This window comes from Aliiroseovarius sp. Z3, from assembly GCF_029105185.1.
Lineage (GTDB): Bacteria > Pseudomonadota > Alphaproteobacteria > Rhodobacterales > Rhodobacteraceae > Aliiroseovarius.
The window spans coordinates 228417-252840 of sequence record NZ_JAFMZK010000005.1; the positions used below are offsets into that span (position 1 = coordinate 228417).

Consider the following 24424-nt stretch of genomic DNA (forward strand, 5'->3'; position numbering starts at 1 on the left):
CGTCTGGCTATCTATGGCAAGAGAAGCCAGACGTCTTAGAAATGATAGGCCAGACATGACTGATTTTGCCATGCGCCGCACGATGATGGTGGACACGCAGGTTCGCCCGTCGGATGTGACCAAGTTCCCGATTATTGACGCGATGCTTTCTGTCCCACGCGAAGACTATGTGCCGGATGCCAAGCGCGAAGCGGCCTATGTCGGTGAGAATATCGCGCTGGATGGCGGACGTGTTGTACTGGAGCCGCGCACATTGGCGAAGATGCTGGATGCGGTGGATATTCAGCGTGACGAGTTGGTGCTCGATCTGGGGTGCGGTCTTGGATACAGTTCTGCCGTAGTGGCGCGTCTTGCCGATTTCGTTGTTGCCGTAGAAGCAGACGAAGCGATGGCGGCAGAAGCACAAGCTAACCTGTCCGAGCACGGGGCCGATAACGTTGCAGTTATCGCTGGTCCGTTGGCGGAGGGGAACGAAAAGAACGGTCCCTATGATGTTGTTCTGATTCAGGGGGCGGTCGAACTGGTGCCATCTAAGGTCACGGATCAACTGAAGGATGGTGGCCGGATTTGCTGTATTTTCGCCGAAGGTATGCTGGGCACTGTCAAGGTGGGCTATAAGATTGACGGGAATGTCGTGTGGCGCCACAGCTTTAGCGCCGGGGCACCTGTGATCGACGGGTTTCAGAAATCCCCCGATTTTGTACTTTGATGAGATACGGGACGGTGCTGTCTTAAGCGCGCCCAGCCCGATATGAATGAGGTTGCATGATGGCCGGTCGATTTGGAATGAAATGTGCTGGTGTTCTGATGGCGATCGGTGTTTCGCTCACCCATGCGCCGCTGGCCATGGCGGAAACACTGTCGGATGCGATGGCAGCCGCTTACAAGCACAGTGGTCTGTTGGATCAAAACCAGGCTCTGCTGCGCGCGGCGGATGAAGATGTCGCGATTGCGCAGGCGGCGCTGCGCCCGACCCTGAGTTACGCCATTTCTCATGGCTGGACGAACCCGAACACAAGCATTTCCGGAAATTCCGGATGGGCCACATCTGCGTCTTTGACAGCCGAGTTCCTGATTTACAATTTCGGGCGGGGTAAGGCAGCCGTTGCAGCTCAGAAAGAGATTGTGCTGGCCACGCGCGACAGTTTGATCAGTGTCGAACAGCAAATCCTGCTGCGTGCCGTAAAGGCGTATGTGGATGTCAGATCGGCCGTCGAAAACGCGCAGCTTCAAGGCAATTCGGTTCGGGTTCTGACGCAGGAACTGCGTGCGGCCAACGACCGGTTCGAAGTGGGTGAAGTGACGCAAACCGATGTTGCCTTGGCGCAAGCTCGACTGGCGGCCGCCCGCGCAAACGAAGCCTCGGCGCGCGGCAATCTTGCCATCGCGCGCGAGGAATATCGTGCGGCAACCGGGGATTTGCCGGGGTCATTGTCCGTACCACCTGCCTTGCCAATGACAGCAAAAACATTGGATGCGGCAAAAGCCATCGCACGGCAGGGCCATCCTGATATTCTTGCGGCACAACACAACGTGGCGGCGGCCGACCTTGCCATCGAGATTTCGATGGCGGCCATGAAGCCCGCGCTGGTTGGCAGTGCGGAAACCAAATGGCAGGACGTGGGTGGGGCGGATTTTGTCTCAAACAGTGTTGGCGTGGCGCTTCGCGGAACCATCTATTCGGGTGGCAAACTGTCGGCTGACTATCGCAAGGCGGTCGCCAACGCCGAAGCCGCACGCGCCGGGTTGCACCAAGCGCGTCTGGGTGTTGATCAGGGTGTCGCGAATGCTTGGGCGCAGCTTGCCATTGCTGCCGCATCTCTTGAAGCCACCGAGCGTCAGATCCGTGCCAGCCGTGTTGCCCTGCGTGGCGCACGAGAAGAGGCGCAGTTGGGATCGCGCACCACGCTTGACGTATTGAATGCCGAGCAAGAGCTGCTGAACGCGGAAGCCAGCCGCATCACCGCACAATCCAACCAGTACCTCGCCGCCTATTCTTTGTTGTCCTCGATGGGCTTATTAACGGCAGAGCACTTGAAACTGGGCGTGGTGATCTATGATCCCGAAGCCTATTACAACACGGTCAAGTCCGCTCCTGTCCACCGGGTTAGCCCGCAGGGCAAGCGATTAGACAGCTTGTTGGAAGCACTTGGCAAAAATTGAAACAGTTCGTTCAGTTGTGCGAACGCTCTGCATTGGGTAGTGTTCTGGTAATGAAGGCCGGACGGACCGGTCCAAGGAACAATTTTGCAGGTGTTTTTGCATGTCTGACCCGGTTTCAAATGCCGAGATAGAGGATGTACTGTCCTCGATTCGTCGGTTGATTTCTGAGAGCAAGGCGACCGATGGGCGCGCGGATTCAGGTAAGGCAGAAAAGCTGGTCCTGACACCCGCGTTTCGCGTACATGATGAGAGCAGCGCAAAACCCTCGGGCACGGCAGATGACCGCAACCCGGCCCCGGAACAATCGACCGCGTCTGCGACGCCCCCTCAAAACACGCCAGAAGAAGGCGCAGACCCAGGCGAAGCTGAACGGCGAGGTCCGGTTTTCTCGCACCGCGGTTACACCTTGTCGCCGGATGACGAGCTTGAAGACTATTCGGAAGACATGTCTGCGTCCCCGGACCACGCGGCAAGCCTGACCGGACGTGTCTCGGAGTTCGAGAAGGTCGTCAATAGCCCAGACGATGTGTGGGAAGCAGACGGTGGGGATGAGACAACCCAGACCGATGTCTTGATGTTCCACGCGGCGCGACTGAAAACCGAGGATGAAAACACCATCGTTGGCGAAAGCGAACCGGAAAACTGGTCGGCCAAGTCTACCGATGACGACGCTGATGAAGCGCCGTTTATGGCCGTAACTGATCCCGAAGACGTGGAACCTGCGCCGCCCGCCAGAATTGTCGAGCACCACGCTGAGCGGATGCCTCCAAGCCCGGTTGGGCGTGAGGTCGAGATTGTGGACGATGACACTGACATCATCGATGAAGAAGTCGTTCAGGCGATGGTCGCCCGTCTGGTGCGCGAAGAGTTGCAAGGCGAGGTTGGGGAAAAGATCACCCAGTCGATACGTCGCTTTGTCCGTCGCGAGATTGAGCGCGCGCTGACCCTGAAAGGGTTGGAGTAAGCGCTCCTCGTCACTCTGCAAGTGACAGAAATTGGTCAAGGTCCAGATGGGCTTCGACATGCTGGGCCAAGGCGTTCAGCGTGTCTTCTATGCGGGTTTCATAGCCGGTTGACGCTGCGGTTGCCCCCAAACGTTCCAAATAGGCTTTCCTGAACCCATCCGCCGAGAACAGCCCATGCAGATAGCATCCCAAAACGCGGCCATCGGCGCTGGCTGCTCCTTCGGGTCGATCACCAACCGATAGCCACGCCCTTGCCGTGTCGGGGCCGGAGCTGCGACCGAGATGGATCTCGTAGCCCGAGACAGCCTCGCCCGAGGCGATGTGGCGGGCTTTGCTCAGGGCAAGGGTCTTCTTCGGTTCCAGATGAGTTGTGATTTGAAGATGTCCCAGACCTGTTACCTGCCCGGGTGATCCTTCGATCCCGTCCGGGTCGACAATTGTCTGCCCCAGCATTTGATAGCCGCCACATATCCCCAACACGTGACCGCCGCGCCGGATATGGGCGGCAAGGTCTATGTCCCAACCCTGGGCGCGGAAGTCGGCAAGGTCGGCAATCGTGGACTTGGAACCGGGGATCAGCACAAGATCGGCGTCGCCGGGCAGGGCGCGGCCCGGTTCGATGATGTCGACCGTCACTTCGGGTTCGTTGACCAGCGGGTCAAGGTCATCAAAATTGGCAATCCGGTTCAAGCGCGGCACTGCGATCTTGAATGCGCCACCGGGGCGGGTGGCGATGTCCATCACGTCTTCCGCAGGCAAGCGCCACGCGTCGGCAAACCAGGGCAGGGTGCCCAGATCATGCCATCCGGTGCGGTTCGCGATTGCGGCGGCACCGTCGGCGAACAGGGTGGGGTCGCCGCGAAACTTGTTGATCAGGAAGGCTTTGATCCGCGCGCGGTCCTCGTCAGGCAGCACGGCGTGCGTGCCCACAAGCTGTGCAATCACGCCGCCGCGGTCAATATCACCGGCCAGAATGACGGGCAGGTTTGCAGCCTCGGCAAAGCCCATATTGGCAATGTCACCGGCGCGCAGATTGATCTCGGCCGGGCTGCCGGCGCCTTCGACAATGATCAGATCGCGGCCAGCGCCTAGCCTGTGAAAGCTGTCCAGCACGCGCGGCATCAGATCGGCTTTCGCTTTGCCATAATCGCGGGCCTTCATTGTGGCGAACCGTTGCCCCTGAACAATGACCTGCGCGCCTGTGTCGGTTTCTGGTTTCAGCAACACGGGGTTCATGTCGACCATTGGCTCCAACCCACAGGCACGAGCCTGAAGGGCCTGCGCGCGGCCGATCTCGCCGCCATCGACGGTTACAGCGGCATTGTTGGACATGTTTTGGGGCTTGAACGGGGCCACGCTCAGGCCGCGCGCTGCAAAAACGCGTGCAATCCCTGCCACCAGCAAGGACTTCCCCACGTTTGAGCCAGCACCCTGTATCATAATCGCTTTGGTCATACCGGTTGCATAGGGACTTTTCGCAAATCTGCCCAGCCCTGAACCGACCGATGAGTCACCATCAGCGAAAAACGCGCCCCATGGGGCGCGACCTCTCTCAACCCGAAACGGATTGTTTGCTTATGCAGCTTCTGCCTGTGCGGCGTTGCGCCGCTCGCTTTCTTCGCGGCTGAGTGCCACCGAGGTGCGAATGCCTTTGGAAACAAATTCCATCAGACCCTTCACAACGCGTTCGTTGGGGTCAATGCCAGCACAGCTCAGCACTTCACGCCCATCGCGCGAACGTGCCCAGCGGGCAATCTGATCCGGGCCATTGCCATACTTTTTGTCATCGGCAATAGCGTCGTCCAAGGCAGCCAATACCACAGCGGCAAACAATTTGCGCGCGCGGTTGCCTTGTTCGTTGTTGAAAGCGGTACCGTCTACGGAGTCCAGCATGGTCGTCCTTTATTATTCTTGCTCTTGCGCTCGTCGGAGTAGCGGACAATATGGCGTTTTCTGCGCGATTCGGTATCCCCGCAGCCACATGCCTGCTATGCGTTTATTGCATACCTCTGGCCCCAGACATGCGAAATACGTCGCCTTGCCAGAGCCAGACCACCAAGATATAGGTGCAGGCCAACAGAGTTCAACCTTTTGCGAAGGTTTATGGCATGCCCAAAATCAATGGTAACGAAATCCGCCCCGGCAACGTGTTGGAGCATAATGGTGGCCTTTGGGCTGCGGTAAAGGTCGATCACGTCAAGCCCGGCAAAGGCGGCGCGTTTGCTCAGGTCGAAATGAAGAACCTGCGCAACGGATCAAAACTGAACGAGCGTTTCCGGTCTGCGGACAAAGTCGAACGTGTGCGTCTGGAACAGAAAGACCAACAGTTCCTTTATGAAGATGACGGCATGCTGATCTTCATGGACACGGAAACCTATGAGCAGAACCAGATCCCTGCCGATCTGCTGGGCGACCGCCGCCCCTTCCTGCAGGACGGCATGACCATCGTCGTCGAATTTTACGAGACCGAGGCCCTGAACGCGACCTTGCCGCAGAAAGTCACCTGCACCATCGAGGAGACGGAGCCGGTCGTCAAAGGCCAGACTGCTGCGAACAGTTTCAAACCTGCGCTTTTGGACAATGGTGTGCGCATTTCCGTGCCACCCTTCGTTGGGCAGGGCGAGGCGATCGTGGTGAACACAGAGACCATGGAATATTCCGAGCGCGCGTGACGCGCGCTTATGAAGGCAATCGGGGCAGGGCGGTCGCTCTGCCCTTTTTCGTTGGGGTTCAAACTGGGGGCACATATGACGACCATTCTGTTCAACAAACCCTTCAACGTGCTGTCCCAATTCACTGATAAAGGTTCCGAAGGATCACCGCGCCAGACCCTGTCCGATTACATTGACCTGCCGGGTGTCTATCCCGCCGGGCGACTTGACCGCGACAGCGAAGGGCTGCTGGTTCTGACGGATGACGGTAAGCTACAGGCCAAAATCGCCAATCCCCGTCATAAATTGCCCAAGACCTATTGGGTTCAGGTCGAAGGGATACCGGATGAGGCTGCATTGCAGGCGTTGCGTGATGGTGTCGCGCTAAAAGATGGCATGACCCGCCCCGCAAAAGTCCGTCGCATGGAGGAACCCAGGTCGCTGTGGTTGCGCGATCCCCCCGTGCGGTTTCGCAAATCCGTGCCGGATTGCTGGATCGAACTTACGATCCGTGAAGGCAAGAACCGGCAGGTCCGTCGGATGACCGCCGCAGTGGGGCATCCAACCCTGCGTCTGATCCGGTCTGCGGTCGGGGCATGGACGTTGGACGGGTTGGCGTCCGGAAAATGGCGGCACGCCTGAGGCGCGTTATCCCGTCCAGGATACCGAAGCATCACCGGCTTGCATGTCCGTGCCTGCCCGATCAAAGCGCAGATAGGCGATGGCCTGATTCCCGGACTGGGTAAACAACGTGCCCGCGGGTTTGCCATATGCCACGATCTGCGTGCCGATGGGGGCCGTGCCGTCGATCTGGACCACTGCCAACCCTTTTTTCAGACCCGTCTTATGTTTCATGCGGGCCGTCACCTCTTGCCCGACATAGCAGCCCTTGCGGAAATCCACGCCGTTCAGCCGGTCCAGCCCCGCCTCGAGCGGATAGGTGTCGGGCGTTAATTCGATGCCGGTTTCCGGGATGCAATGGGCGACACGGATGGCATCCCAATCGATGCTATCCTGTGCGGCTTGCCCGTCATAGGCACGCCAGCCAAGCGCCTCATGTCTGGGGTCTGCTAAGGCACCAGCAGGCCTGTCACCAATTCCGCGCGATGGCGTAATATCGGTCGATGTAATCTGTACGTCTGCCCGCAGCTTGTACATGGTAAGCCGCTGGGCCAGCGAAGCCGCGAGCGGTTCTGCCACGTCCAGCAGGATCGCCTCTTCGTCCTGCACCAGAAAGAAGTCCGCCAGATATTTGCCCTGCGGGGTCAGCAGGGCGGCATATACCATTCCGTCGGCCAGCTTGTTCACGTCGTTGCTGATGAGACCCTGAAGAAAATCCTGCCGATCACTGCCAGCGATGCGCAGAACGGTGCGCGGTGTGTCTGTGGTCATTCTGCTCTCCTGTCGCCGTCCCATATATAGACATGCGCGTTTAAAGCGAAAGGTCAGTCGCGGCTGTTTCCCACCAGGCCACGAAACAGATTGCGCACCGACCAACGGGATGGTTCGGCCTGTTCGACCTGTGGCAGGCGTTGTTTGCGGCGTTTGCGTCGGGTGGGGGTCGGCGCGCGTGTGCCTTCGTCCTGGAACTGCAATTTGTAAAGCTGCGCATAGATGCCACCACGCGCCAAGAGCTCATCATGCGTGCCCTGATCGACCACTTGCCCCTGATCCATCACCACGATCTTGTGGGCCTCGCGCACGGTCGCCAGGCGGTGGGCGATGACCAGTGTCGTGCGATCCTTGGACAGCTCGTCCAATGCCTTTTGCACCAACTTCTCGGATTTTGCGTCCAGGGCCGATGTGGCTTCGTCCAACAACAAAAACGGTGCGTTGCGCAGAACGGCCCGGGCGATCGCCACGCGCTGTCGCTGCCCGCCCGACAGGTTCGACCCGCGCGGCCCAGCCTGCGTGTCCAACCCATGCTCCATTTGTGGCAGGAAATCCGAAACATGTGCCACATCCAGCGCATGTTTCAGCTTCTTCTCATCGACATCAGTGCGCCCCATCAGGATGTTGTCGCGCAAGGTTTCGTCGAACAAGAGCGCCTCTTGGCTGACGACCGAGAACAGCCCGCGCAATTTGTTCAGCGGCAGGCGTGTCACATCCGTTCCACCAACCATAACCTTGCCAGTCTTGGCGTCCGCCAGCCGTGTCAAAAGGTTGAAGACCGTGCTTTTCCCCGCGCCGGAGGCCCCGACAAGGGCCGTCGTTTTACCCGCCTCCGCGGTAAAGCTCGCACCTCGCAGAACCGGTGTGTCGCCATAAGAGAAGCTGACATCCTTCAGCTCGATCCGGGCTTTGCGCGCCGGGATGGGCAGTGCGGCTGGCGTCGCGGGTGACAGGATTGACGGGCGTTCATCAAAGACATTGCGGATGCGCGCAAGGCTTGCCAAAGCCGCCTGCCAGGCACCCGACACCTTGCCAAGGTTCCGGAGCGGGTCGAAAACCAGCGCCATGGCGGTGAAGAAGCTCATGAACTCACCGACCGTCTTGGCGCCTGAATTGATTTGCATCCCGCCATAAACCAGCACGCCGAAGAAGCCGACAGCGGCGATGATATCGACCATCGCGACGATCCCGCCCTGATTGGCCTGACTTTGCAAATGGGTGCGGGCGAAGGCGTCAATCTCACGATCTACGCGTCCTTGTTCGTGGCGTTCGGTGCCAGACAGTTTGATCGAGTTGATGCCGTGGAAAATCTCGTCCAGCCGGGTCGAGATCTGGGCCGCCGACGATCGGCTGTCGGTGGTCGTGCGGCGCACGCGCTTTTGCAGGATGCCCATTGGAATGGTCAGGATTGGTGCAGCGGCGACGGCCACAACAACCCAAAGCCAGTCGATGGACAGGGCCACGCCCAAAAGCGCCAGAAGTGACACGACATCGCGGGCGACCGCAGCCAGCACGACCTCCCATATGGTCGCGATGGCCTGAGCGTCTCCGCGTACGCGTTCGATCAGGGTGCCGGGGGAGTTGTCGCGAAAAAAGTTGCTGTCCAGCCGCAACATATGCGCAACCATGTCCGACTGCAGTTTTGCAGCCACACGTTGCCCCACATGCACCATCAACACGCGATGCCCAAAGGCCGCCACAGCGCGTGTGATGAAGATGGCCGCCACGATCAGGGCAACCATCACGATCGACGATGTGCTGCCCGACGAAAACGCAACGTCGAACATCGGCTTGATCATGTAGCTCAGCCCCCCAAGTGCCAGACCTTCCAGCAGCATCAGGAAAACAGCGGCAATAAGCGGCCATCGATAGGCACGCATATAGCTGCGCCACATCCAGCGGATCATGTCAGGGCGCTTGATTTCGCTCATCCTTTGCTCCGCTTGGCGAGAAACGAGGCGGTCACCGCCTCCGGGTCATAGTGGTTTGCCAACCAGTCACGCACCGGGATTGGATCGGCCTCGCAATGGGTGGCATAGCTGTCCAAAAGATGATCCAGAATGCCCGCCTTTGACCAGCGTTGATGTGCGTATTTCAATGACAGTTGCGCCCGTGCCGCGTCGATGCTGGCGTCTTTCTGATCCAACAGATAAAGCGCGGCGGCTATCCCGGTGCGGTCGGCCCCGGACTTGCAATGGATCAGCATCGGTTTCTCGACCTTTTCCATCAGGTCAAGCAGGTCCAGGTAATCCTTTGGGCTGCCCAGAACGCGGGCGAACAGTTCGTGGTCATGCAGGGCCATGCCAAAATCCCTGCAGGCTTCCTTCTCAAACAGGTAGTAGGAAAACTTGTCCGCCCCCCGCAGATTGATCACGCTTCTAATGCCGATTTTTTGCAGGGCCGGGAAGTGGAACGGGTCAGGCTGATTGGATCGCCATGCTTCGGTCGACAACTGGTAACGATTGGGCAGAATACGGCGCAGAAACGCATGATCCACGATGTTGTTGTGACGCCGCGCGGCCCGGCGCCCTTCAGGCGTCGAGATGTCGGTGCCAAACGAGCTTTTCCAGCCCCGTTCCCATTGTTTGATCCGGGCATAGACCTTGGAAAACATGGTGTCTCCAGTTCGCAAGCCCGGCAAAGATGCGGGCGGTATCCCGGCGGTGTATCCTGTCGGGCTGATCCAGACAAGCATAGCGGACAGGCGGGTTGTTGACGCGGGTACGACGGCAGATTACCGATTGGGAAACCTTCTATATGACGAGCGCGCTATGACACTTTGTTTCGGACGTCCCTATGTCGCCATTCCTGGGCCGTCAGTCATACCGGATCGTGTGCTGCGCGCGATGCACCGACCCGGACCGAACATCTATGAAGGCGAGCTGGTTGAGATGATGCCAGCATTGATCGGCGACCTTAAGGCGGTGGCACGCACCCGGCATAACGTTGCAATTTACATTGCCAATGGTCATGGCGCGTGGGAGGCTGCCCTGTCCAACGTAATTGGCCCCGGCGATACGGTCCTGTCACTGTGTACCGGGCGGTTCGGGCACGGCTGGACCGAGATGGCCGAGGCACTAGGCGTGCACGTTCAAATCGAAGATTTTGGTATGCGCACGCCTGTTGATCCGAACCGGGTCGAGACCGCGTTGCGGGCCGATCCAGACCATCGGATCCGTGCTGTCTTGCTGACTCACGTGGATACATCGACATCGATCAAGAACGATGTGGCCGAAGTCCGTGCTGCAATGGATGCAGCGGGTCATCCGGCACTGCTGATGGTCGATTGCATCGCATCCATCGGTTGCGATCAGTTCGAAATGGACGGCTGGGGCGCTGATGTCGCGGTCGCTGCATCGCAAAAGGGGCTGATGGTGCCGCCGGGTATGGCGTTTGTGTTTTTCAGCGACAAGGCCGCACAAGTGCGCAAAGGAATGACCCGCGTTTCCCGCTACTGGGATTGGAGCGATCGGGCCGACCCGGAACTGTTCTACCAGTATTTTGGCGGCACCGCCCCGACGCATCACCTATACGGGTTGCGAGAGGCGCTGGATATGATCGCCGAGGAAGGCGGGATTGAAGCTGTCTGGGCACGTCATTCCCATCTGGCCCGCGCGATCTGGGCGGCGTTTGATTGCTGGGCTGCCTCCGGCCCGCTGGAAATGAACGTGAAAGATCCTGCTCATCGTTCCTGCGCGGTTACGTCACTTCGCATCGGTGCCCCCCATGGTACGGCGCTGCGGCGCTGGACCGAAGAAAAGACGGGCGTAACATTGGGGATCGGGCTGGGCATGCAATCAGATGACGATCCGAATGCCGACGGCTTCTTTCGGCTGGGCCATATGGGACATGTAAATGCACCGATGGTCATGGGGGCGCTGTCTTCCATCCAATCGGGTTTGATGGCGCTGAACATCGCGCATGGGGCGGGCGCGCTCGAGGCTGCTGCGCAAGTGATCTCCGAGGCTTAACCGCGCGCCGTCGCAAGGGCGCTGGGCAAGGCCGCTGCGAAAATTTCCAACTCCTCGGGGCGTCCGGCGGAGACGCGAATGCATCTGCTTTGCGGACTGGCAAACGGCATGCGCACAAAGACATCCTGGGCGATCAGCGCCTCCAGCACCGCTCGGGCAAACGCGCCGTCCCCGCCACAATCGACAGAAACGAAGTTGGTGGCCGAGGGCAGGGTGGTCAGGTTGTTTCCCCGCGCAATATCGGCAATTCGGCGTTTTGCGTCCGCCACATTGGTAACTGTCCGGTGAAGATAGTCCTGATCCTGCAAGGCCGCTAGCGCGCCTGCCTGGCTAATTCGGCACATTCCGAAATGGTTGCGAATTTTGTGGAACGCGGTGATCAGTTCCCGCGCGCCAATTCCATATCCGATGCGCGCCCCGGCCATCCCATAGGCCTTTGAAAACGTCCGCATGCGGATCACGCGTGGATCGTCCGCCACAAGATCCGGGGCCGTTCCGTCCGGCGCAAACTCGACATACGCTTCGTCGAGGACAAGCAGGCACCCTTCCGGCACCGCATCAATCATGCGCTGCATGGTGGCTGCATCGTGCCAAGTCCCCATCGGGTTGTCTGGATTCGCGATATAGATCAGTTTTGCACCGACCTCAGCCGCCCGGGCGATCAATGCGGCCGGGTCCTCTCGGTCGTCCACATAGGGTACCGTCTCGATCCGTCCACCAAATCCCGCGACATGATAGTTGAACGTGGGATACGCGCCCTGCGAAGTGACGACGACATCACCCGGACCGATGATCAGACGCGTAAGATAGCCCAACAACCCGTCGATCCCTTCACCAACCATGATGTTGTCGGCTGAGATACCAAGATGCTCGGCCAAAGCGGTGCGCAGATCAAAATTCTCGGGGTCGCCATATTTCCACACGTCGCGCGCGGCCTGCGCCATGGCATTGATCGCTTTAGGGGACGGCCCAAAGGCGTTTTCATTCGCCCCCAACCGCGCCGCGAATGCACGACCACGCGCACGTTCCTGTGTTTCTGGCCCGACAAACGGGACGGAGGCGGGAAGGCTGTCAGCAAGCGGGGTCAGGCGGGCATAGGTCTTTGTCATACGAGCGTTAGAGCAGGGCGGGTCGCCGTCTACAAGGTTGAAATCTGCACCATGATCCCCATCTGAACGGTGTGATAACGAGTGGAGGGTGACATATGCCCAAGTTGAACAGACGCCTGTTTCTGACCGGCGCGGTCGCAGTCGGGGCCACGCGTGGCTTACCGCAAATCGCCACCAAGGCAGCGAACGCGCCCCCGATGCGCTGGGTGCTGACGCTCGTCTATGATAAGTCGCTGGGCATGATGCGGGCCGTGGAGCGCCTTGTCCCCTAAGGCTTCTTCTGGCCCAAAATATCCCGGGGTAGAGCCAAATCGCTGATTTGGCTCGAAGGGGCGGCGCCCCTCAGGCTCACAACGTGAGCCTTCCCCCTATTGGCACCCGCAATCAGATTTCGCGAAGCCGTGCCAGCGCCGCATTCAGCGTCGCCTCTTCTTCTTCACGCGCTGCAAGGTTTTCCTGCGCCTCTTCCACCACTTCAGGCGGTGCATTCTCGGCGAATTTCGGGTTCTTCAGACGCCCTCGCAACCCGCCGATTTCCTTGCCCAGTTTGCCCAGAGATTTCTCAAGCCGCGCGATTTCTTCGTCCACGTCGATAATGTCGGCCAAGGGCAGGGCGAATATACCGCCTGCAACGGCAATGGTGATCGAGCCTTTGGGCAGGTCCGCCATTTCGGTCATGCTGTCGATCCGCGCCATGCGTCGGATCATCACCTCGTTGTTGGTCCAAGCCGTGCGACCGGTCTCATCCAACTCTTGCAGGATCAGCGGCACTTTCAGCCCGGCGGGCACATGCATTTGCGCGCGGGCGGAACGGATATTTTCGATCAGCGAAATCACCCAGTTCATCTCGCGCGCGGCAGCTTCATCCGTCAATTCAGCGCCATAGTCCGGCCAATCGGCGTGGATCAGCATCGTGTCGCGCTCTGCGATCTGCCCCCAAAGCTCTTCCGTGATAAACGGCATGATCGGGTGCAGCATGATCAGACATTGGTCAATCACCCAAGCCATAGTGGCGCGGGTTTCGGCCAATATTGCCTCATCCTCTGAATTCAGAAGCGGCTTAGCAAATTCGACATACCAGTCGCACACCTTGCCCCAAACAAAGGCATAGAGCCCGTTCGCCGCATCGTTGAAGCGATAGGCGGTCAATGCCTCGTCCAGTTCCACACGCGCGGACGCGGTTTCCGAGACGATCCAGCGATTTACTGTCTGCGTCGGGTTTTTGGGGTCAAAATCGGCGACGGGCTTGCATTCGTTCATTTCTGCGAAACGGGCGGCGTTCCACAGCTTGGTGCCGAAGTTGCGATAGCCCGCGATGCGATCCTTGGAAAGCTTCAACACGCCCCCGATCGAGGCCATGGCGGTGTTGGTAAACCGCAAAGCGTCTGCGCCGAATTCGTCAATGATCTCGAGCGGGTCGATCACATTGCCCGTGGTCTTGGACATTTTCTTGCCCTTCTCGTCACGGACCAGCCCGTGCAGATAGACCGTGTGGAACGGGTTCTTGTGGCAGACAGCCTGAGACATCATCATCATGCGCGCAACCCAGAAGAACAGGATGTCCTGACCCGTGATCAGCACGTCACCGGGGAAGAAGCGGTTAAGTTCGTCGGTGTCCTGCGGCCAGCCCAGCGTGCCGAAGGGCCAGAGGCCGGACGAGAACCACGTGTCCAGCACGTCGGGGTCGCGGACCAGCTCGACCATCGCGTAGTTTCCGTGCTCATCGTTGAAGACAAGTCCCCGGTTAATGTTCAGAACCGTTTCGACCAGGCCATCCTCTTCTTCTGCAAGCGAGACCTCAATTGGGCCAAGCAATCCGCGATAGTACGCTTTTGCTTTTTCCAGTGCTTCGTGTCCTGTCGCGGCGCAGAATGGGATAAGCCCGGTTGTGATTTCGCCAGCTTCATCGAATTTCGGACCGTACCAAACCGGCACCTGATGCCCCCACCAGAGCTGTCGGGAAATGCACCACGGCTCGATATTCTCCAGCCAATGATAGAAGGTCTTCTCGCCGCTTTCGGGCAGAATTTTCACATCGCCATTGCGGACGGCGTCCAGCGCGGGGCCGGCGATTTTCTCGGCGTCCACGAACCACTGGTCGGTCAGCATCGGTTCGATCACCACGTTCGAGCGGTCGCCGAAGGGCTGCATGATCGGCTTGTTTTCGACATACGGCACGGTCTCGGTGACTTGGGTCTCGTTGCCGTCGTCATCCTTCTCAACCCGCGTGACGTCGTGCGTCACAGCCAGACCCTCGGCGGTGATCTGATCGACCACCAGCTTGCGGGCCTCGAACCGGTCAAGCCCGCGGAATTCATCCGGGACAAGGTTCATCGCGGCGATCTTCGCCTCGTCGAACCCTTCCTCACCATTGGCAATGCGCTGGGCAGTTGCGGCTTCGTCTGCATAGGGCAGGCCATCGGCCCGCATATGCCCGCGCGTGTCCATTAGCGAATACATCGGGATGCCGCCGCGCTTGGCGACCTGATAGTCGTTGAAATCATGCGCGCCGGTGATCTTCACCGCACCCGACCCGAAATTCATATCCGGGTATTCGTCGGTGATGATCGGGATCAGGCGGCGATGCTCTTTCGGACCCACGGGGATTTCGCAGAGCTTGCCCACGATGGGCGCATAGCGTGCGTCGTCCGGGTGCACAGCAACCGCACCGTCACCCAGCATGGTTTCGGGCCGTGTGGTGGCAATCGAGATATAGTCGCGCTCCTCCTCAAGCACGACATTCCCGTCCTCGTCCTTCTCGACATAGGTATAGGTCGCGCCATCGGCCAGCGGGTATTTGAAGTGCCACATGTGGCCGGGGGTCTCGATATTCTCGACCTCAAGGTCCGAAATGGCGGTTTCGAAATGCGGGTCCCAGTTGACCAGTCGCTTGCCGCGATAGATCAGGCCCTTGTCGTACATGTCGACGAAGACTTTCAGAACGGCGTCATGGAAGTTGGCCGAGTTCTCGTGCCCAATACGCGGATCACCCGGCGCACCGGCCATGGTGAAGGCGTTGCGTGACCAGTCGCAGGTGGATCCCAGACGCTTCAACTGGTTGATGATGGTTGAGCCGTATTCGCCCTTCCATTCCCAGACCTTCTCAAGAAACTTTTCGCGCCCAAGATCGCGGCGACCGGGCTGCTGGGTTTCGGCCAGCATCTTTTCGACCTGCAACTGCGTGGCGATGCCTGCGTGGTCTTGGCCGGGTTGCCACAGCGTGTCAAAGCCCCGCATCCGGTGCCAGCGGATCAGGATGTCCTGCAGCGTGTTGTTGAACGCATGGCCCACATGCAGCGCGCCCGTCACGTTGGGTGGCGGGATCATGATGGTGAAGCTGTCCGCGCCCGGCTTGGCGTTGGCACCGGCCTTGAAGGCGCCGGATTCTTCCCAGTTTTGATAGATGCGCGGCTCGGCGGCGGCTGCGTCGAAAGTCTTGTCCATGGCCATGGTTTCGTCCCAAGTCGTATGAGTTCAAGACCGTTTACCCAAGACAGCGACAAAGGGAAAGCCCAGCCATAAAAGACAACGCCCGAGCGATGGCCCGGGCGTCGAATGAACGTTCTTTTGCGAAGATCAGAAATCCATCTGATAGCCGATGGTTGCCATCACTGATGGCTTGTCCGCATAGGGTGTTTGATGCACCCCAAGACCCAGATCATAGCTGCGCCCATTGCCCAGCATGTGGGTGTACCGGGCTTCGGCAAACAGCCGGTTCTTATTCTCAAGCGCCGGGCCAGCCACCGCGAAACTCGTCATGCCCGGAATGGCACTGGTGCCCGACACGGTGTCGGCGGAACGCGTCAGATCCCATTCAACACCGGCCGTCAGTCGCACAGCGCCTGCTTGTGAAACCGGAAGGCGCAGATCGGCACCTAGCGTGGCGGTTGTCGCGCTGACCTCGTAGTCATCATAGGTCACGGGAAAAGCCACAGCCCCTGTTTCCGTATACCCATCGCGTTGAACAGACGAGCGGGTGACGCGCAGGAACGGCGTAACCAGCGCGGTCCCGCGTTGCATACCATAGCCAAGCTCGATCGAGGTTGCATGGGCGCTCATGTCGGCGGTGCCTGTCCCGCGTTCGGTGTTTGGAAGGGCGGTGGACCGGGTGATGTCCACCTGGGCCGCAGAACGCGCTGTGGCGAGTTTCCAGTTCAGCCCCTCGGTGGCTGGATGCCCGCCTTGCAGATAGATGCCAAAGGTGCGGAAATTTCCGTCTATTCCAAACCCGGTCAGTGTGTCGTCATCCTTGCCAAGTCCGAACGAGCCGCCGAAAGACAAGTTGTCGGACAGCGCGGTTGCGGCAATCAAACCGGCAAGCGCGGTGTCATTGCCATCACGATTGTTTGCTGCACCTGCTGTAACCTTGATCGAATAGGGGCGACCCAGCCCGGTTTTGCTGCGTTGTCCGCTGGCGCCATCGACGGGCAGTTCAAGCGATTGGCCAAGGGTGAACTGGACCAGTTTGTCCATGTAATGCGCGCCTGCCGCCTGTTCGGCAGCGTTGTTAGACACTTGCGTCAGGGTGTTGATATGATCCAGCATCGTGCCACCGGGTTTTACGGCATCGCGCCATATGAAACCGCGTGAATCGCCCGCGTCATTGCTGGCCACACCAACCACGACAGAGCCGTCGGCACTGATCCCGTTCGCAAACGAGGTTCCGGTGTTGCCCGTGGTCAAATCGCCCAGATCCTGTGCCACGCCGTTTTCGTCCCAGCGCAATGCGCGATACCCCGGTGTCGTCGAATAGCGGGCAGCGCCCGCGACATACGAGCCATCCTGACTGGCGGCGTTGGCGAGCGAGAAGACCACATTCGCCTCATCCGTCGAAGCCAGTTGAACCATACCAGTGCCAGCACTCCAGCGGAAAGCGCGCTGTCCTGTCACCGACGGTGCGACCGATTGGCCGACGACCACAAGCCCATCGCCACTGACGCCATTGGCGCGGCTTGACCCTGTGGCACCACCGATGGTGCCCAGATCGGTGATGGCCCCGCCAACCACGGCGCGGAACGCGTGAATTGCTGTCGCCGTTGTCGCCCGACCGACAACGACGCCGCCATTGTCGCTGATGTCGTATCCATATGTGTCACCGCCCGCGACCAGGCTGGGCAAGGTGACAAAGGTATTTGTCGCGCGCGTCCAGACAAAGGCGCGATCATACGGGGCAGGGTCCGTTGGCGTAGCGGGCGGCGGTGTCGCGCCACCATTGTCATAGATGGTGCCGACAATCCGCGTGCCATCTGCGCTGATGTCGTTTGCCTCGCCATAAACGCCTGCGCTGATTGGAATATTCACAACGCCGGTGGCCTGCGTCCAATAAAACATTGTTGGCAAGCCGCCCGTCCACGACACGCCAGAGATAACCGATCCGTCCTGGCTTGCTCCGGTGGCAAAACTGAAATCACCAATGGCGGGGGCAAGATCGACAAGTGTACCCCCCACATAGGCAAATGCCCGTGGGACGGTACCCGAGTCCGATGCGTTGCCGACAACCACTGACCCGTCGGCAGACACATCCACTGCATCGGATGCCGTTACCAAAGCCCCATCATCAAAGGTTGGAATTTCTTCCATGGTCGGAGACGACGTCTGCGCAAACACCGGATGCGCCGTCAGCGCCAGCGTTGATACGATCGCAAACCGTCGCGCGTTGGTGCTGATTTTGAATGTTGAGCGATGTGATGCCCGATCCTCGGAATAGTTTTTCATTTGCCCCTCGCAACAAAGAACACACGAGATTCCTGAAGAATGCACGGCCGGCCAACATTGAATAGCTTAGCCTGTATCCGACCCGCGCTGCTCGGTGTTTTTCCAAATATTACCAAAATTGCCCAGTCTGGGCGCATAAGATTTAAAAATGCCCTAATAAAGCTGACCGTAGTCGTAAAAAAACAACTAGGCTATGGCCCAAATAATAGCAATACGCTGTGATTTTCCCTGCAAAACACTCCCGATAAGGTGGAAATTCGGCATTCAGGTGATGACGTCTGGTGCCTTTCGTTTCGTGAAGTGTTCGATTTGTACAAGCTCGCTTGTCGCCTTGATGACGTTGGATAGGGCTGTTTGGGCGTCCAGATCATGAGAAGTGTCTGGCGGTGCATATTGTTCAAGATACACCCGTAACGTAGCACCTTCGGTTCCGGTCCCAGACAGGCGTAACATTGCGCGCGCACCGCCTTCAAACGTCAGGATGATGCCCTGACCTGTGCTGACAGAGCCATCAATCGGATCGGTGTAGCTGAAATCTTCAGCCGCATTCACCGTCATTCCGTGCGTGCTTTTGCCAGGCAGGGAAGACAGATTATCTTTCAACGCGTCCATCAACTCCGCTGCCGCATCGCCGGCGATCCCTTCATAATCGTGGCGCGAATAGTAATCGCGCCCGAACGTCGCCCAGTGCTCTTTGACCAGCGTCGCAACAGACACCTTGCGAACCGCAAGTATATTCAGCCACATCAGGACCGCCCAAAGGCCATCCTTTTCACGCACATGATCTGACCCGGTTCCGGCGCTTTCTTCGCCGCACAACGTGGCCCGACCGGCATCCAGCAGGTTACCAAAAAACTTCCATCCGGTTGGGGTTTGAAATGCTTCTACCCCAAGATGGTCGGCAACCCGGTCACTGGCGGTCGAGGTGGGCATTGACCGCGCGACACCCGCGATGCCAATTTGGTACCCCGGCACAAGATGGGCGTTCGCCGCAAGGATGGCCAAACTGTCTGACGGTGTCACGTATATCCCGCGTCCCAGGATCATGTTGCGATCACCGTCCCCGTCGGATGCAGCGCCGAAATCTGGCGCGTCCGACCCCAACATGAGATCATAGAGTGGCTTGGCCCAGACCGGGTTCGGGTCGGGATGTCCGCCGCCGAAATCCTCGCTTGGTATGGCGTTGATGACGGATCCGGATGGTGCGCCCAGACGTTGTTGGAATATCTCTGTGGCGTAAGGGCCGGTGACCGCGTGCATGGCGTCAAACCGAAGGGTGAAAGCACCTGCAATCATCTGGCGGATGGCATCGAAATCGAACAACTCTTCCATCAACGTGGCATAATCCGAGACGGGGTCGACCACCTCGATCACCATGTCGCCGAAACGAACCTCTCCGAGGTTGCTCAAGGCTGGTGCGTCTGCCGCAATGATCTTGTAGCGGTCGATCCGGTCTGCACAGGCGACAATCGCATCTGTTACGGCTTCGGGTGCAGGGCCGCCATTGGCGATGTTGTATTTCAATCCGAAATCACCGCTAGGCCCGCCGGGATTGTGACTGGCTGATAGGATCAAGCCGCCGTTTGCTTTGCGTTTGCGGATCAAGTGGCTTGCTGCAGGTGTCGATAGGATGCCGTTTTGACCTACGATAACGCGCGCCACGCCATTTGCTGCGGCGATGCGAAGAATGGTCGCCATGGCTTCGCGGTTGAAATATCGACCGTCTCCGCCCATCACCAACACAGCGCCCTCGGGCGAAACGGCATCAAAGATTGCTTGCGTATAGGTCTCCAGATAACCGGGTGTCGCAAAGACCGACACTTTCTTGCGCAATCCCGATGTGCCCGGCTTCTGCCCATCAATCGGAGCGGTGGGAATGGTTTGAATGGTCATGGCGGCCTCGTCTGGGAATAGGATAAATCAATGCGACGGTTCTAGCCCAACCGGTTGATCCGCGTCGAGAGGTGGATCAGACTTTCCGAGCTTTTCACCCCGTCGATTTCGCCAATCGCATCAAGCGTTTGATCCAGTTCCGCCGTGGATTTCGCGGCAAGTTGAAGGATCATGTCGAACCTGCCTGACGCCGTATGTGCCGTTTCAACCGCTGTCAGGGTCTTCAGGCGCGCAAGAACGGCCGGGGTCGAACGTGGCTCGATCGCGATCAGAACGGTTGCGCGGATCCGATCGCCACGGGCAGCATCCCCAAGCCGCAGAGCATATCCGGCTATGATGCCTTTTTCTTCCAACCGTTCGATGCGGGCCTGAACAGTCGAGCGGGCAAGCCCCAACCGGCGGGCAAGCGTGGCCACCGGCAGGCGCGCGTTTCCTTCAAGCTGGGCAAGCAATTCGCGGTCTTTTTCGTCCATTTGATTGGTATCCTCGATGTTTCGGCGGAAAATACACGACATATTGTCCGAAATGCCACTGGAAATCGACGGCGACTGTTCAGATTCTAAAAGAGCAACGCGAACAGACCTTTTAGAGAAGCGAACGAACATGAGCAGGCAACCCTCGATCTGGCTGACAGCCCTGTCACATCTGAAATCCGAAACACCACAGCGGCCGGTGCTTTATTTCGCGCCAGCGACCTTGCAGACGACCGTCCAGACGTTTGTCGACGGGTTCGATGGGCTTGTGACCTATGCGGTAAAAGCCAACGATTCCCGCGTTGTGCTGGAAAACCTCGTGGCCTGTGGGATCGGCGCCTTCGACGTGGCCAGCCCGGCCGAAATGCATGCCCTGCGTGCCGTTTCGTCTGACGCCGTGATGCACTATAACAACCCCGTACGCTCGCGCGATGAAATTGCCGAGGCGGTGGCGCTGGGCGTCCGGTCCTATTCCGTCGATGCCCCATATGAGTTTGAAAAGCTGCGCGCGCAGGTCGATCCGGACGGTATCGAGATTTCGGTCCGTCTGCGCCTGCCGGTAGAGGGTGCGGCCTATCATTTCGGCGCCAAGTTCGGGGCGGATGTTGAACAGGCCGTTGCGTTGCTGCGTATGGTGAAAGAGGCGGGCTTCATTCCGTCGATGACCTTCCATCCCGGCACCCAATGTGCCAGCCCGTCAGCTTGGTCGACCTATATTGCAACATGCGCCGAGGTTTCGAAGGAAGCAGGCGTGAAACTTGCGCGTTTAAATGTTGGGGGTGGTTTTGCCGCCAATCGCGGCGTGGCACCCGACCTGGATGCGATCTTTGCGGCGATACATCGTGCGGTCAAAAATGCATTTGGATCAGCCGCGCCCATGCTGGTTTGCGAGCCGGGGCGGGCGATGGTGGCCGAAGCCTTCACTCTTGCCACACGGGTGAAATCCATTCGCGAGGACGGAGCTGTTTTTCTGAATGATGGGATTTACGGCGCTCTGTCCGAAGCCCCGTCCATCGGGGTGCCGGATCGCATTGTGACCGTTCAAACCGATGGGAACCCGCACAAGGGTGCGATGACCAAGCGCACAGTGTTTGGTCCGACCTGCGATTCCATCGACCAACTCCCGGACCCTTTGGCGCTGCCCCAGGATCTGGCAGAAGACGACTACGTGCTGTTTTCGGGGATGGGGGCCTATAGCCTTGCCACGGTCACCCGTTTCAATGGCTATGGGCAGATCGAGATGGTGACGGTGCAGCGCGCTGGGGATTAAACCAGCGCGCCAGCGTTTCTGCTGTCAAGCGACATCCTGCAGCTTGACGCGCGGTGTGATGCCCAAGGCATGGGCCACTTCACGGGTCAGGGCTGGTTTGTTCAGCGTGTAGAAATGCAGATCCTCGACGCCGCCGTCGATCAGGTCGGAACACAGTTCGGTGCATAGCGCAGTGGATAACAAGTCCTCGCGCCCGTCGCGGGCGGCTTTGGCGAAGGCATCGTCCAGCCAGCTTGGAATATGTGCACCGCAGCGTTCCGCAAACTTGCGCACGCCGTTCCAGTTTTCAATCGGCAGAATGCCGGGAATGATCGGCACGTCGATCCCGGCTTTCTCGCATTTGTCGCGGAACCGGAAAAATGTGTCATCTTCGAAAAAGAATTGTGTGATGGCCGAGTTGGCACCGGCCTCAACCTTGCGTTTCAGCCACTCCACGTTGGCATCCAGATCGGCGCTTTCGGGGTGCGGATCGGGATAGGCACCAACGCGGATATGGAAATCACCGGTTTCCGCAAGGGCTTCGATCAGGTCCACGGACGAGGCAAACCCGTCTTTATGCGGCACAAAGCCATCGCTGCCCTTGGGCGGATCACCCCGCAGGGCGACGATCTCGGAAACACCAGTCTGGGCATATTCTTTTGCGATGGCCAATGTTTCATCGCGCGTGGCATCCACACATGTCAGGTGGGCAGCGACATTCAGATCATAATGTTTATGGATGGTTTGCACGGCGTCATGTGTCAATTCACGGGTCGTGCCACCCGCTCCGTAAGTGACCGACACGAAGCCGGGGTCCAATGGCGCCAGTTCGCGCACGGTCTCCCAAAGTCGGAATGACGCATCAAGCGACTGGGGTGGAAAGAACTCGAACGAGATGTTGGGCGTGGTCATGGCGGCCTCGGGATTCGTGGAAGTGACTGTTGCCCTCTTGTGCCGATATTTGGTTTGTGAGACAAATTCATAATTCTCACAATAAACATGAGTCTTGTGCATGTACCTGGAATTTCGTCATTTGCGCACCATCCGTGCGATCCATCAGGCGGGCAGTTTGGCACGGGCGGCAGACATTCTGCACATCACCCAGTCAGCGCTCAGCCACCAGATCAAAGGCTTGGAAGATCAAGTGGGGATGGAGCTGTTCCACCGTCGCACCAAACCGATGAAGCTCAGCCCTGCAGGACTGAAACTACTGCGCCTTGCCGAGCAGATTTTGCCCGAAGTGTCTCGGCTGGAAGAAGAGTTCCGGTCGCTGAAGTCGGGCCGGTCCGGCCGATTGCACATCGCGATTGAATGTCACGCCTGTTTTGACTGGCTGTTTCCGGTGCTTGATAAGCTGCGTCAGGCTTGGCCCGAAGTTGATCTGGATATTCGCCAGCGTCTTGCCTTCGACGCGCTGGAAGCGCTGAGACGGGAGGAAGTCGATTTTGTTATTTCATCCGATCCGGTTGCCCTGCCGGGAATAGCGTTCTCGCCATTGTTCGATTACGAGCCTCGATTTGTCGCGGCGTCCAATCATCGACTGGCCAAGCATGATTATATCGAGGCCGAAGATTTTGAAGAAGAGATGCTGTTGACCTATCCCGTCGACCGATCAAAAACAGACGTGTTCACCGGGTTGCTGACCCCGGAACGGGTTGAGCCGCGGGCCGTGAGGCAGGTGGAGATGACCGAGGTGATCCTGATGCTGGTTGCCGCCGGGCGGGGCGTGGCCGTAATGCCCGATTGGGTGCTTCGCAATGTCGAGGACAATCCAGATTATGTCACGCGATCATTGACCGAGAAGGGGCTGTCCAAACGCATGTTTGCCGCCACACGCGAGGAGGATACGATCATGCCTTACATCGCCCACATGATCAGGTTGTGCCGGTCTGAACCCGTCAAGCTACAGCGCGCATGATGTGGTGAAACGGGCTTGGCAAACAAGGCATCCCAGCGTATACGCGCCGTCTGAGATGATAGGAGCGCCCCGATGGAAGGCAGTGCAAATCTGAACGTGATGATCAAGGCTGCCCGAATGGCGGGCCGCAGTCTTGTGAAGGACTTTCGCGAGGTCGAAAACCTGCAGGTTTCGATGAAGGGTGCGGGCGACTTTGTGTCCAAGGCGGATATTGCTGCCGAAAAGATTATTCGCGACATCCTGATGGAAGCGCGTCCCAACTATGGCTGGCTGGCCGAGGAAAGCAAAGAGATCGAAGGCAAGGATCCCACCCGTCGCTGGATCGTCGACCCGCTGGATGGCACCACGAACTTTTTGCACGGTTTGCCACATTGGGCGATCTCGATTGCACTGGAACACAAAGGCGAAATCGTAGCAGGCGTGATCTATGACGCCGCGAAGGACGAGATGTTTACCGCCGAAAAGGGCGAAGGTGCGTGGTTGAACCAAAGCCGTCTGCGTGTATCCGGTCGGTCGCGTCTGATCGAAGGCCTGTTTGCAACCGGTCTGCCTTTTGCAGGCCGTGCCGATCTACCCGACACGCTGCAAGACCTCGCGCGTATCCTGCCAAGCTGCGCCGGTGTACGCCGGTTTGGAGCAGCGGCGCTGGATCTCGCCTATGTGGCCGCTGGCCGCTACGATGGTTTTTGGGAACGCCGTCTGAACGCTTGGGACGTCGCGGCTGGTTTGGTCATCGTGCGCGAGGCAGGTGGCTTCGTGGCGCCGATCAATCCTGACGGTTCGATCCTGGAAGATGGCGAAATCATTGCGGCAAACGAAGCGATCTTCGACAAGTTTTCAGGTCTTGTACGGGATGCCTGACCCCCGCCGGTAACTGCAAAATACCGCTTCAAGGACATATTGCTGCCTGATTGTTCGGGAAGAA

Annotated in this window: 21 protein-coding genes; 10 read left to right on the forward strand and 11 right to left on the reverse strand. The window is 58.7% G+C overall.

Annotated features, from left to right (window positions below; all coding sequences use genetic code 11):
- Positions 1 to 55: 55 nt before the first annotated feature.
- From J3R80_RS11165 to J3R80_RS11175, 3 genes are all read left to right on the forward strand, one after another.
- The gene (locus J3R80_RS11165; protein ID WP_275393855.1) at positions 56 to 709 is read left to right on the forward strand and encodes a methyltransferase domain-containing protein; all 654 of its coding nucleotides are present in this window, start codon (positions 56 to 58) and stop codon (positions 707 to 709) included.
- A 56-nt stretch (positions 710 to 765) separates the two neighbouring features.
- Positions 766 to 2163 carry a TolC family outer membrane protein gene (locus tag J3R80_RS11170; protein WP_275393856.1) on the forward strand — a complete coding sequence of 466 codons (1398 nt, stop codon included), beginning with the start codon at positions 766 to 768 and terminating at the stop codon, positions 2161 to 2163.
- A gap of 100 nt (positions 2164 to 2263) precedes the next feature.
- Positions 2264 to 3127, forward strand: coding sequence for a hypothetical protein (locus J3R80_RS11175; protein ID WP_275393857.1), 864 nt, complete (start codon positions 2264 to 2266; stop codon positions 3125 to 3127).
- Between the two features lie 10 nt (positions 3128 to 3137).
- Here the strand turns inward: J3R80_RS11175 and J3R80_RS11180 are convergent, their stop codons facing one another.
- Together J3R80_RS11180 and J3R80_RS11185 are read right to left on the reverse strand one after the other, a co-directional pair.
- Positions 3138 to 4583, reverse strand: a complete 1446-nt coding sequence (locus J3R80_RS11180; protein WP_275393858.1) for a cobyric acid synthase — start codon at positions 4581 to 4583, stop codon at positions 3138 to 3140.
- 120 nt (positions 4584 to 4703) lie between these two features.
- Positions 4704 to 5021 (reverse strand): DUF6280 family protein, encoded by a 318-nt coding sequence (locus J3R80_RS11185; RefSeq protein ID WP_091429074.1) that lies wholly within the window; start codon positions 5019 to 5021, stop codon positions 4704 to 4706.
- A gap of 215 nt (positions 5022 to 5236) precedes the next feature.
- On the opposite strand from J3R80_RS11185, the gene efp reads away from it, so the two are divergent.
- Both efp and J3R80_RS11195 read left to right on the forward strand, forming a co-directional pair.
- On the forward strand, positions 5237 to 5800 hold the full coding sequence (gene efp / locus J3R80_RS11190; protein WP_275393859.1) for an elongation factor P: 564 nt from the start codon (positions 5237 to 5239) through the stop codon (positions 5798 to 5800).
- Positions 5801 to 5875: 75 nt separating this feature from the next.
- Positions 5876 to 6421, forward strand: a complete 546-nt coding sequence (locus J3R80_RS11195; RefSeq protein ID WP_275393860.1) for a pseudouridine synthase — start codon at positions 5876 to 5878, stop codon at positions 6419 to 6421.
- Between the two features lie 6 nt (positions 6422 to 6427).
- On the opposite strand, the gene J3R80_RS11200 is transcribed toward J3R80_RS11195, so the two are convergent.
- Genes J3R80_RS11200 through J3R80_RS11210 form a run of 3 tightly spaced genes read right to left on the reverse strand, consistent with a single transcriptional unit; the run spans position 6428 to position 9785 of the window.
- Positions 6428 to 7171 carry a folate-binding protein gene (locus tag J3R80_RS11200; RefSeq protein WP_275393861.1) on the reverse strand — a complete coding sequence of 248 codons (744 nt, stop codon included), beginning with the start codon at positions 7169 to 7171 and terminating at the stop codon, positions 6428 to 6430.
- A 53-nt stretch (positions 7172 to 7224) separates the two neighbouring features.
- Positions 7225 to 9102: an ABC transporter ATP-binding protein gene (locus J3R80_RS11205; RefSeq protein WP_275393862.1), complete on the reverse strand. Its 1878-nt coding sequence runs from the start codon at positions 9100 to 9102 to the stop codon at positions 7225 to 7227.
- Entirely contained in the window at positions 9099 to 9785 is a 687-nt protein-coding gene (locus tag J3R80_RS11210; RefSeq protein WP_275393863.1) for a tyrosine-protein phosphatase, read from the reverse strand. The genes J3R80_RS11205 and J3R80_RS11210 overlap by 4 nt, the downstream gene beginning before the upstream one ends.
- 157 nt (positions 9786 to 9942) lie before the next feature.
- On the opposite strand from J3R80_RS11210, the gene J3R80_RS11215 reads away from it, so the two are divergent.
- Positions 9943 to 11142 carry an aminotransferase class V-fold PLP-dependent enzyme gene (locus tag J3R80_RS11215; protein ID WP_275393931.1) on the forward strand — a complete coding sequence of 400 codons (1200 nt, stop codon included), beginning with the start codon at positions 9943 to 9945 and terminating at the stop codon, positions 11140 to 11142.
- Here J3R80_RS11215 and J3R80_RS11220 read toward each other — a convergent pair.
- The gene (locus J3R80_RS11220) at positions 11139 to 12251 is read right to left on the reverse strand and encodes a pyridoxal phosphate-dependent aminotransferase (protein ID WP_275393864.1); all 1113 of its coding nucleotides are present in this window, start codon (positions 12249 to 12251) and stop codon (positions 11139 to 11141) included. The two genes, J3R80_RS11215 and J3R80_RS11220, sit on opposite strands and share 4 nt — an antisense overlap.
- Before the next feature lie 95 nt (positions 12252 to 12346).
- Here J3R80_RS11220 and J3R80_RS11225 point away from each other — a divergent pair, with 95 nt between their 5' ends.
- Entirely contained in the window at positions 12347 to 12523 is a 177-nt protein-coding gene (locus J3R80_RS11225; RefSeq protein ID WP_275393865.1) for a Tat pathway signal protein, read from the forward strand.
- A gap of 112 nt (positions 12524 to 12635) precedes the next feature.
- Here the strand turns inward: J3R80_RS11225 and J3R80_RS11230 are convergent, their stop codons facing one another.
- The 4 genes from J3R80_RS11230 to J3R80_RS11245 all read right to left on the reverse strand — a co-directional run bounded on the left by J3R80_RS11230 (position 12636) and on the right by J3R80_RS11245 (position 20332).
- The gene (locus tag J3R80_RS11230) at positions 12636 to 15701 is read right to left on the reverse strand and encodes a valine--tRNA ligase (protein WP_275393866.1); all 3066 of its coding nucleotides are present in this window, start codon (positions 15699 to 15701) and stop codon (positions 12636 to 12638) included.
- A gap of 126 nt (positions 15702 to 15827) precedes the next feature.
- Positions 15828 to 17966 carry an autotransporter domain-containing protein gene (locus tag J3R80_RS11235; RefSeq protein ID WP_275393867.1) on the reverse strand — a complete coding sequence of 713 codons (2139 nt, stop codon included), beginning with the start codon at positions 17964 to 17966 and terminating at the stop codon, positions 15828 to 15830.
- 264 nt (positions 17967 to 18230) lie between these two features.
- On the reverse strand, positions 18231 to 19859 hold the full coding sequence (locus tag J3R80_RS11240) for an alpha-D-glucose phosphate-specific phosphoglucomutase (RefSeq protein WP_275393868.1): 1629 nt from the start codon (positions 19857 to 19859) through the stop codon (positions 18231 to 18233).
- Between the two features lie 41 nt (positions 19860 to 19900).
- Entirely contained in the window at positions 19901 to 20332 is a 432-nt protein-coding gene (locus J3R80_RS11245; RefSeq protein ID WP_275393869.1) for an Lrp/AsnC family transcriptional regulator, read from the reverse strand.
- A gap of 130 nt (positions 20333 to 20462) precedes the next feature.
- Here J3R80_RS11245 and J3R80_RS11250 point away from each other — a divergent pair, with 130 nt between their 5' ends.
- Entirely contained in the window at positions 20463 to 21602 is a 1140-nt protein-coding gene (locus tag J3R80_RS11250; RefSeq protein ID WP_275393870.1) for a type III PLP-dependent enzyme, read from the forward strand.
- A 24-nt stretch (positions 21603 to 21626) separates the two neighbouring features.
- On the opposite strand, the gene metF is transcribed toward J3R80_RS11250, so the two are convergent.
- A complete protein-coding gene (metF, locus tag J3R80_RS11255) occupies positions 21627 to 22493 on the reverse strand; it encodes a methylenetetrahydrofolate reductase [NAD(P)H] (RefSeq protein ID WP_275393871.1) in 867 nt (288 codons plus the stop codon).
- 100 nt (positions 22494 to 22593) lie between these two features.
- Between metF and J3R80_RS11260 the strand changes: the two genes are divergently transcribed.
- Positions 22594 to 23499, forward strand: coding sequence for a LysR family transcriptional regulator (locus J3R80_RS11260; RefSeq protein WP_275393872.1), 906 nt, complete (start codon positions 22594 to 22596; stop codon positions 23497 to 23499).
- A 72-nt stretch (positions 23500 to 23571) separates the two neighbouring features.
- Positions 23572 to 24360: an inositol monophosphatase family protein gene (locus J3R80_RS11265; protein ID WP_275393874.1), complete on the forward strand. Its 789-nt coding sequence runs from the start codon at positions 23572 to 23574 to the stop codon at positions 24358 to 24360.
- Positions 24361 to 24424: the final 64 nt, after the last annotated feature.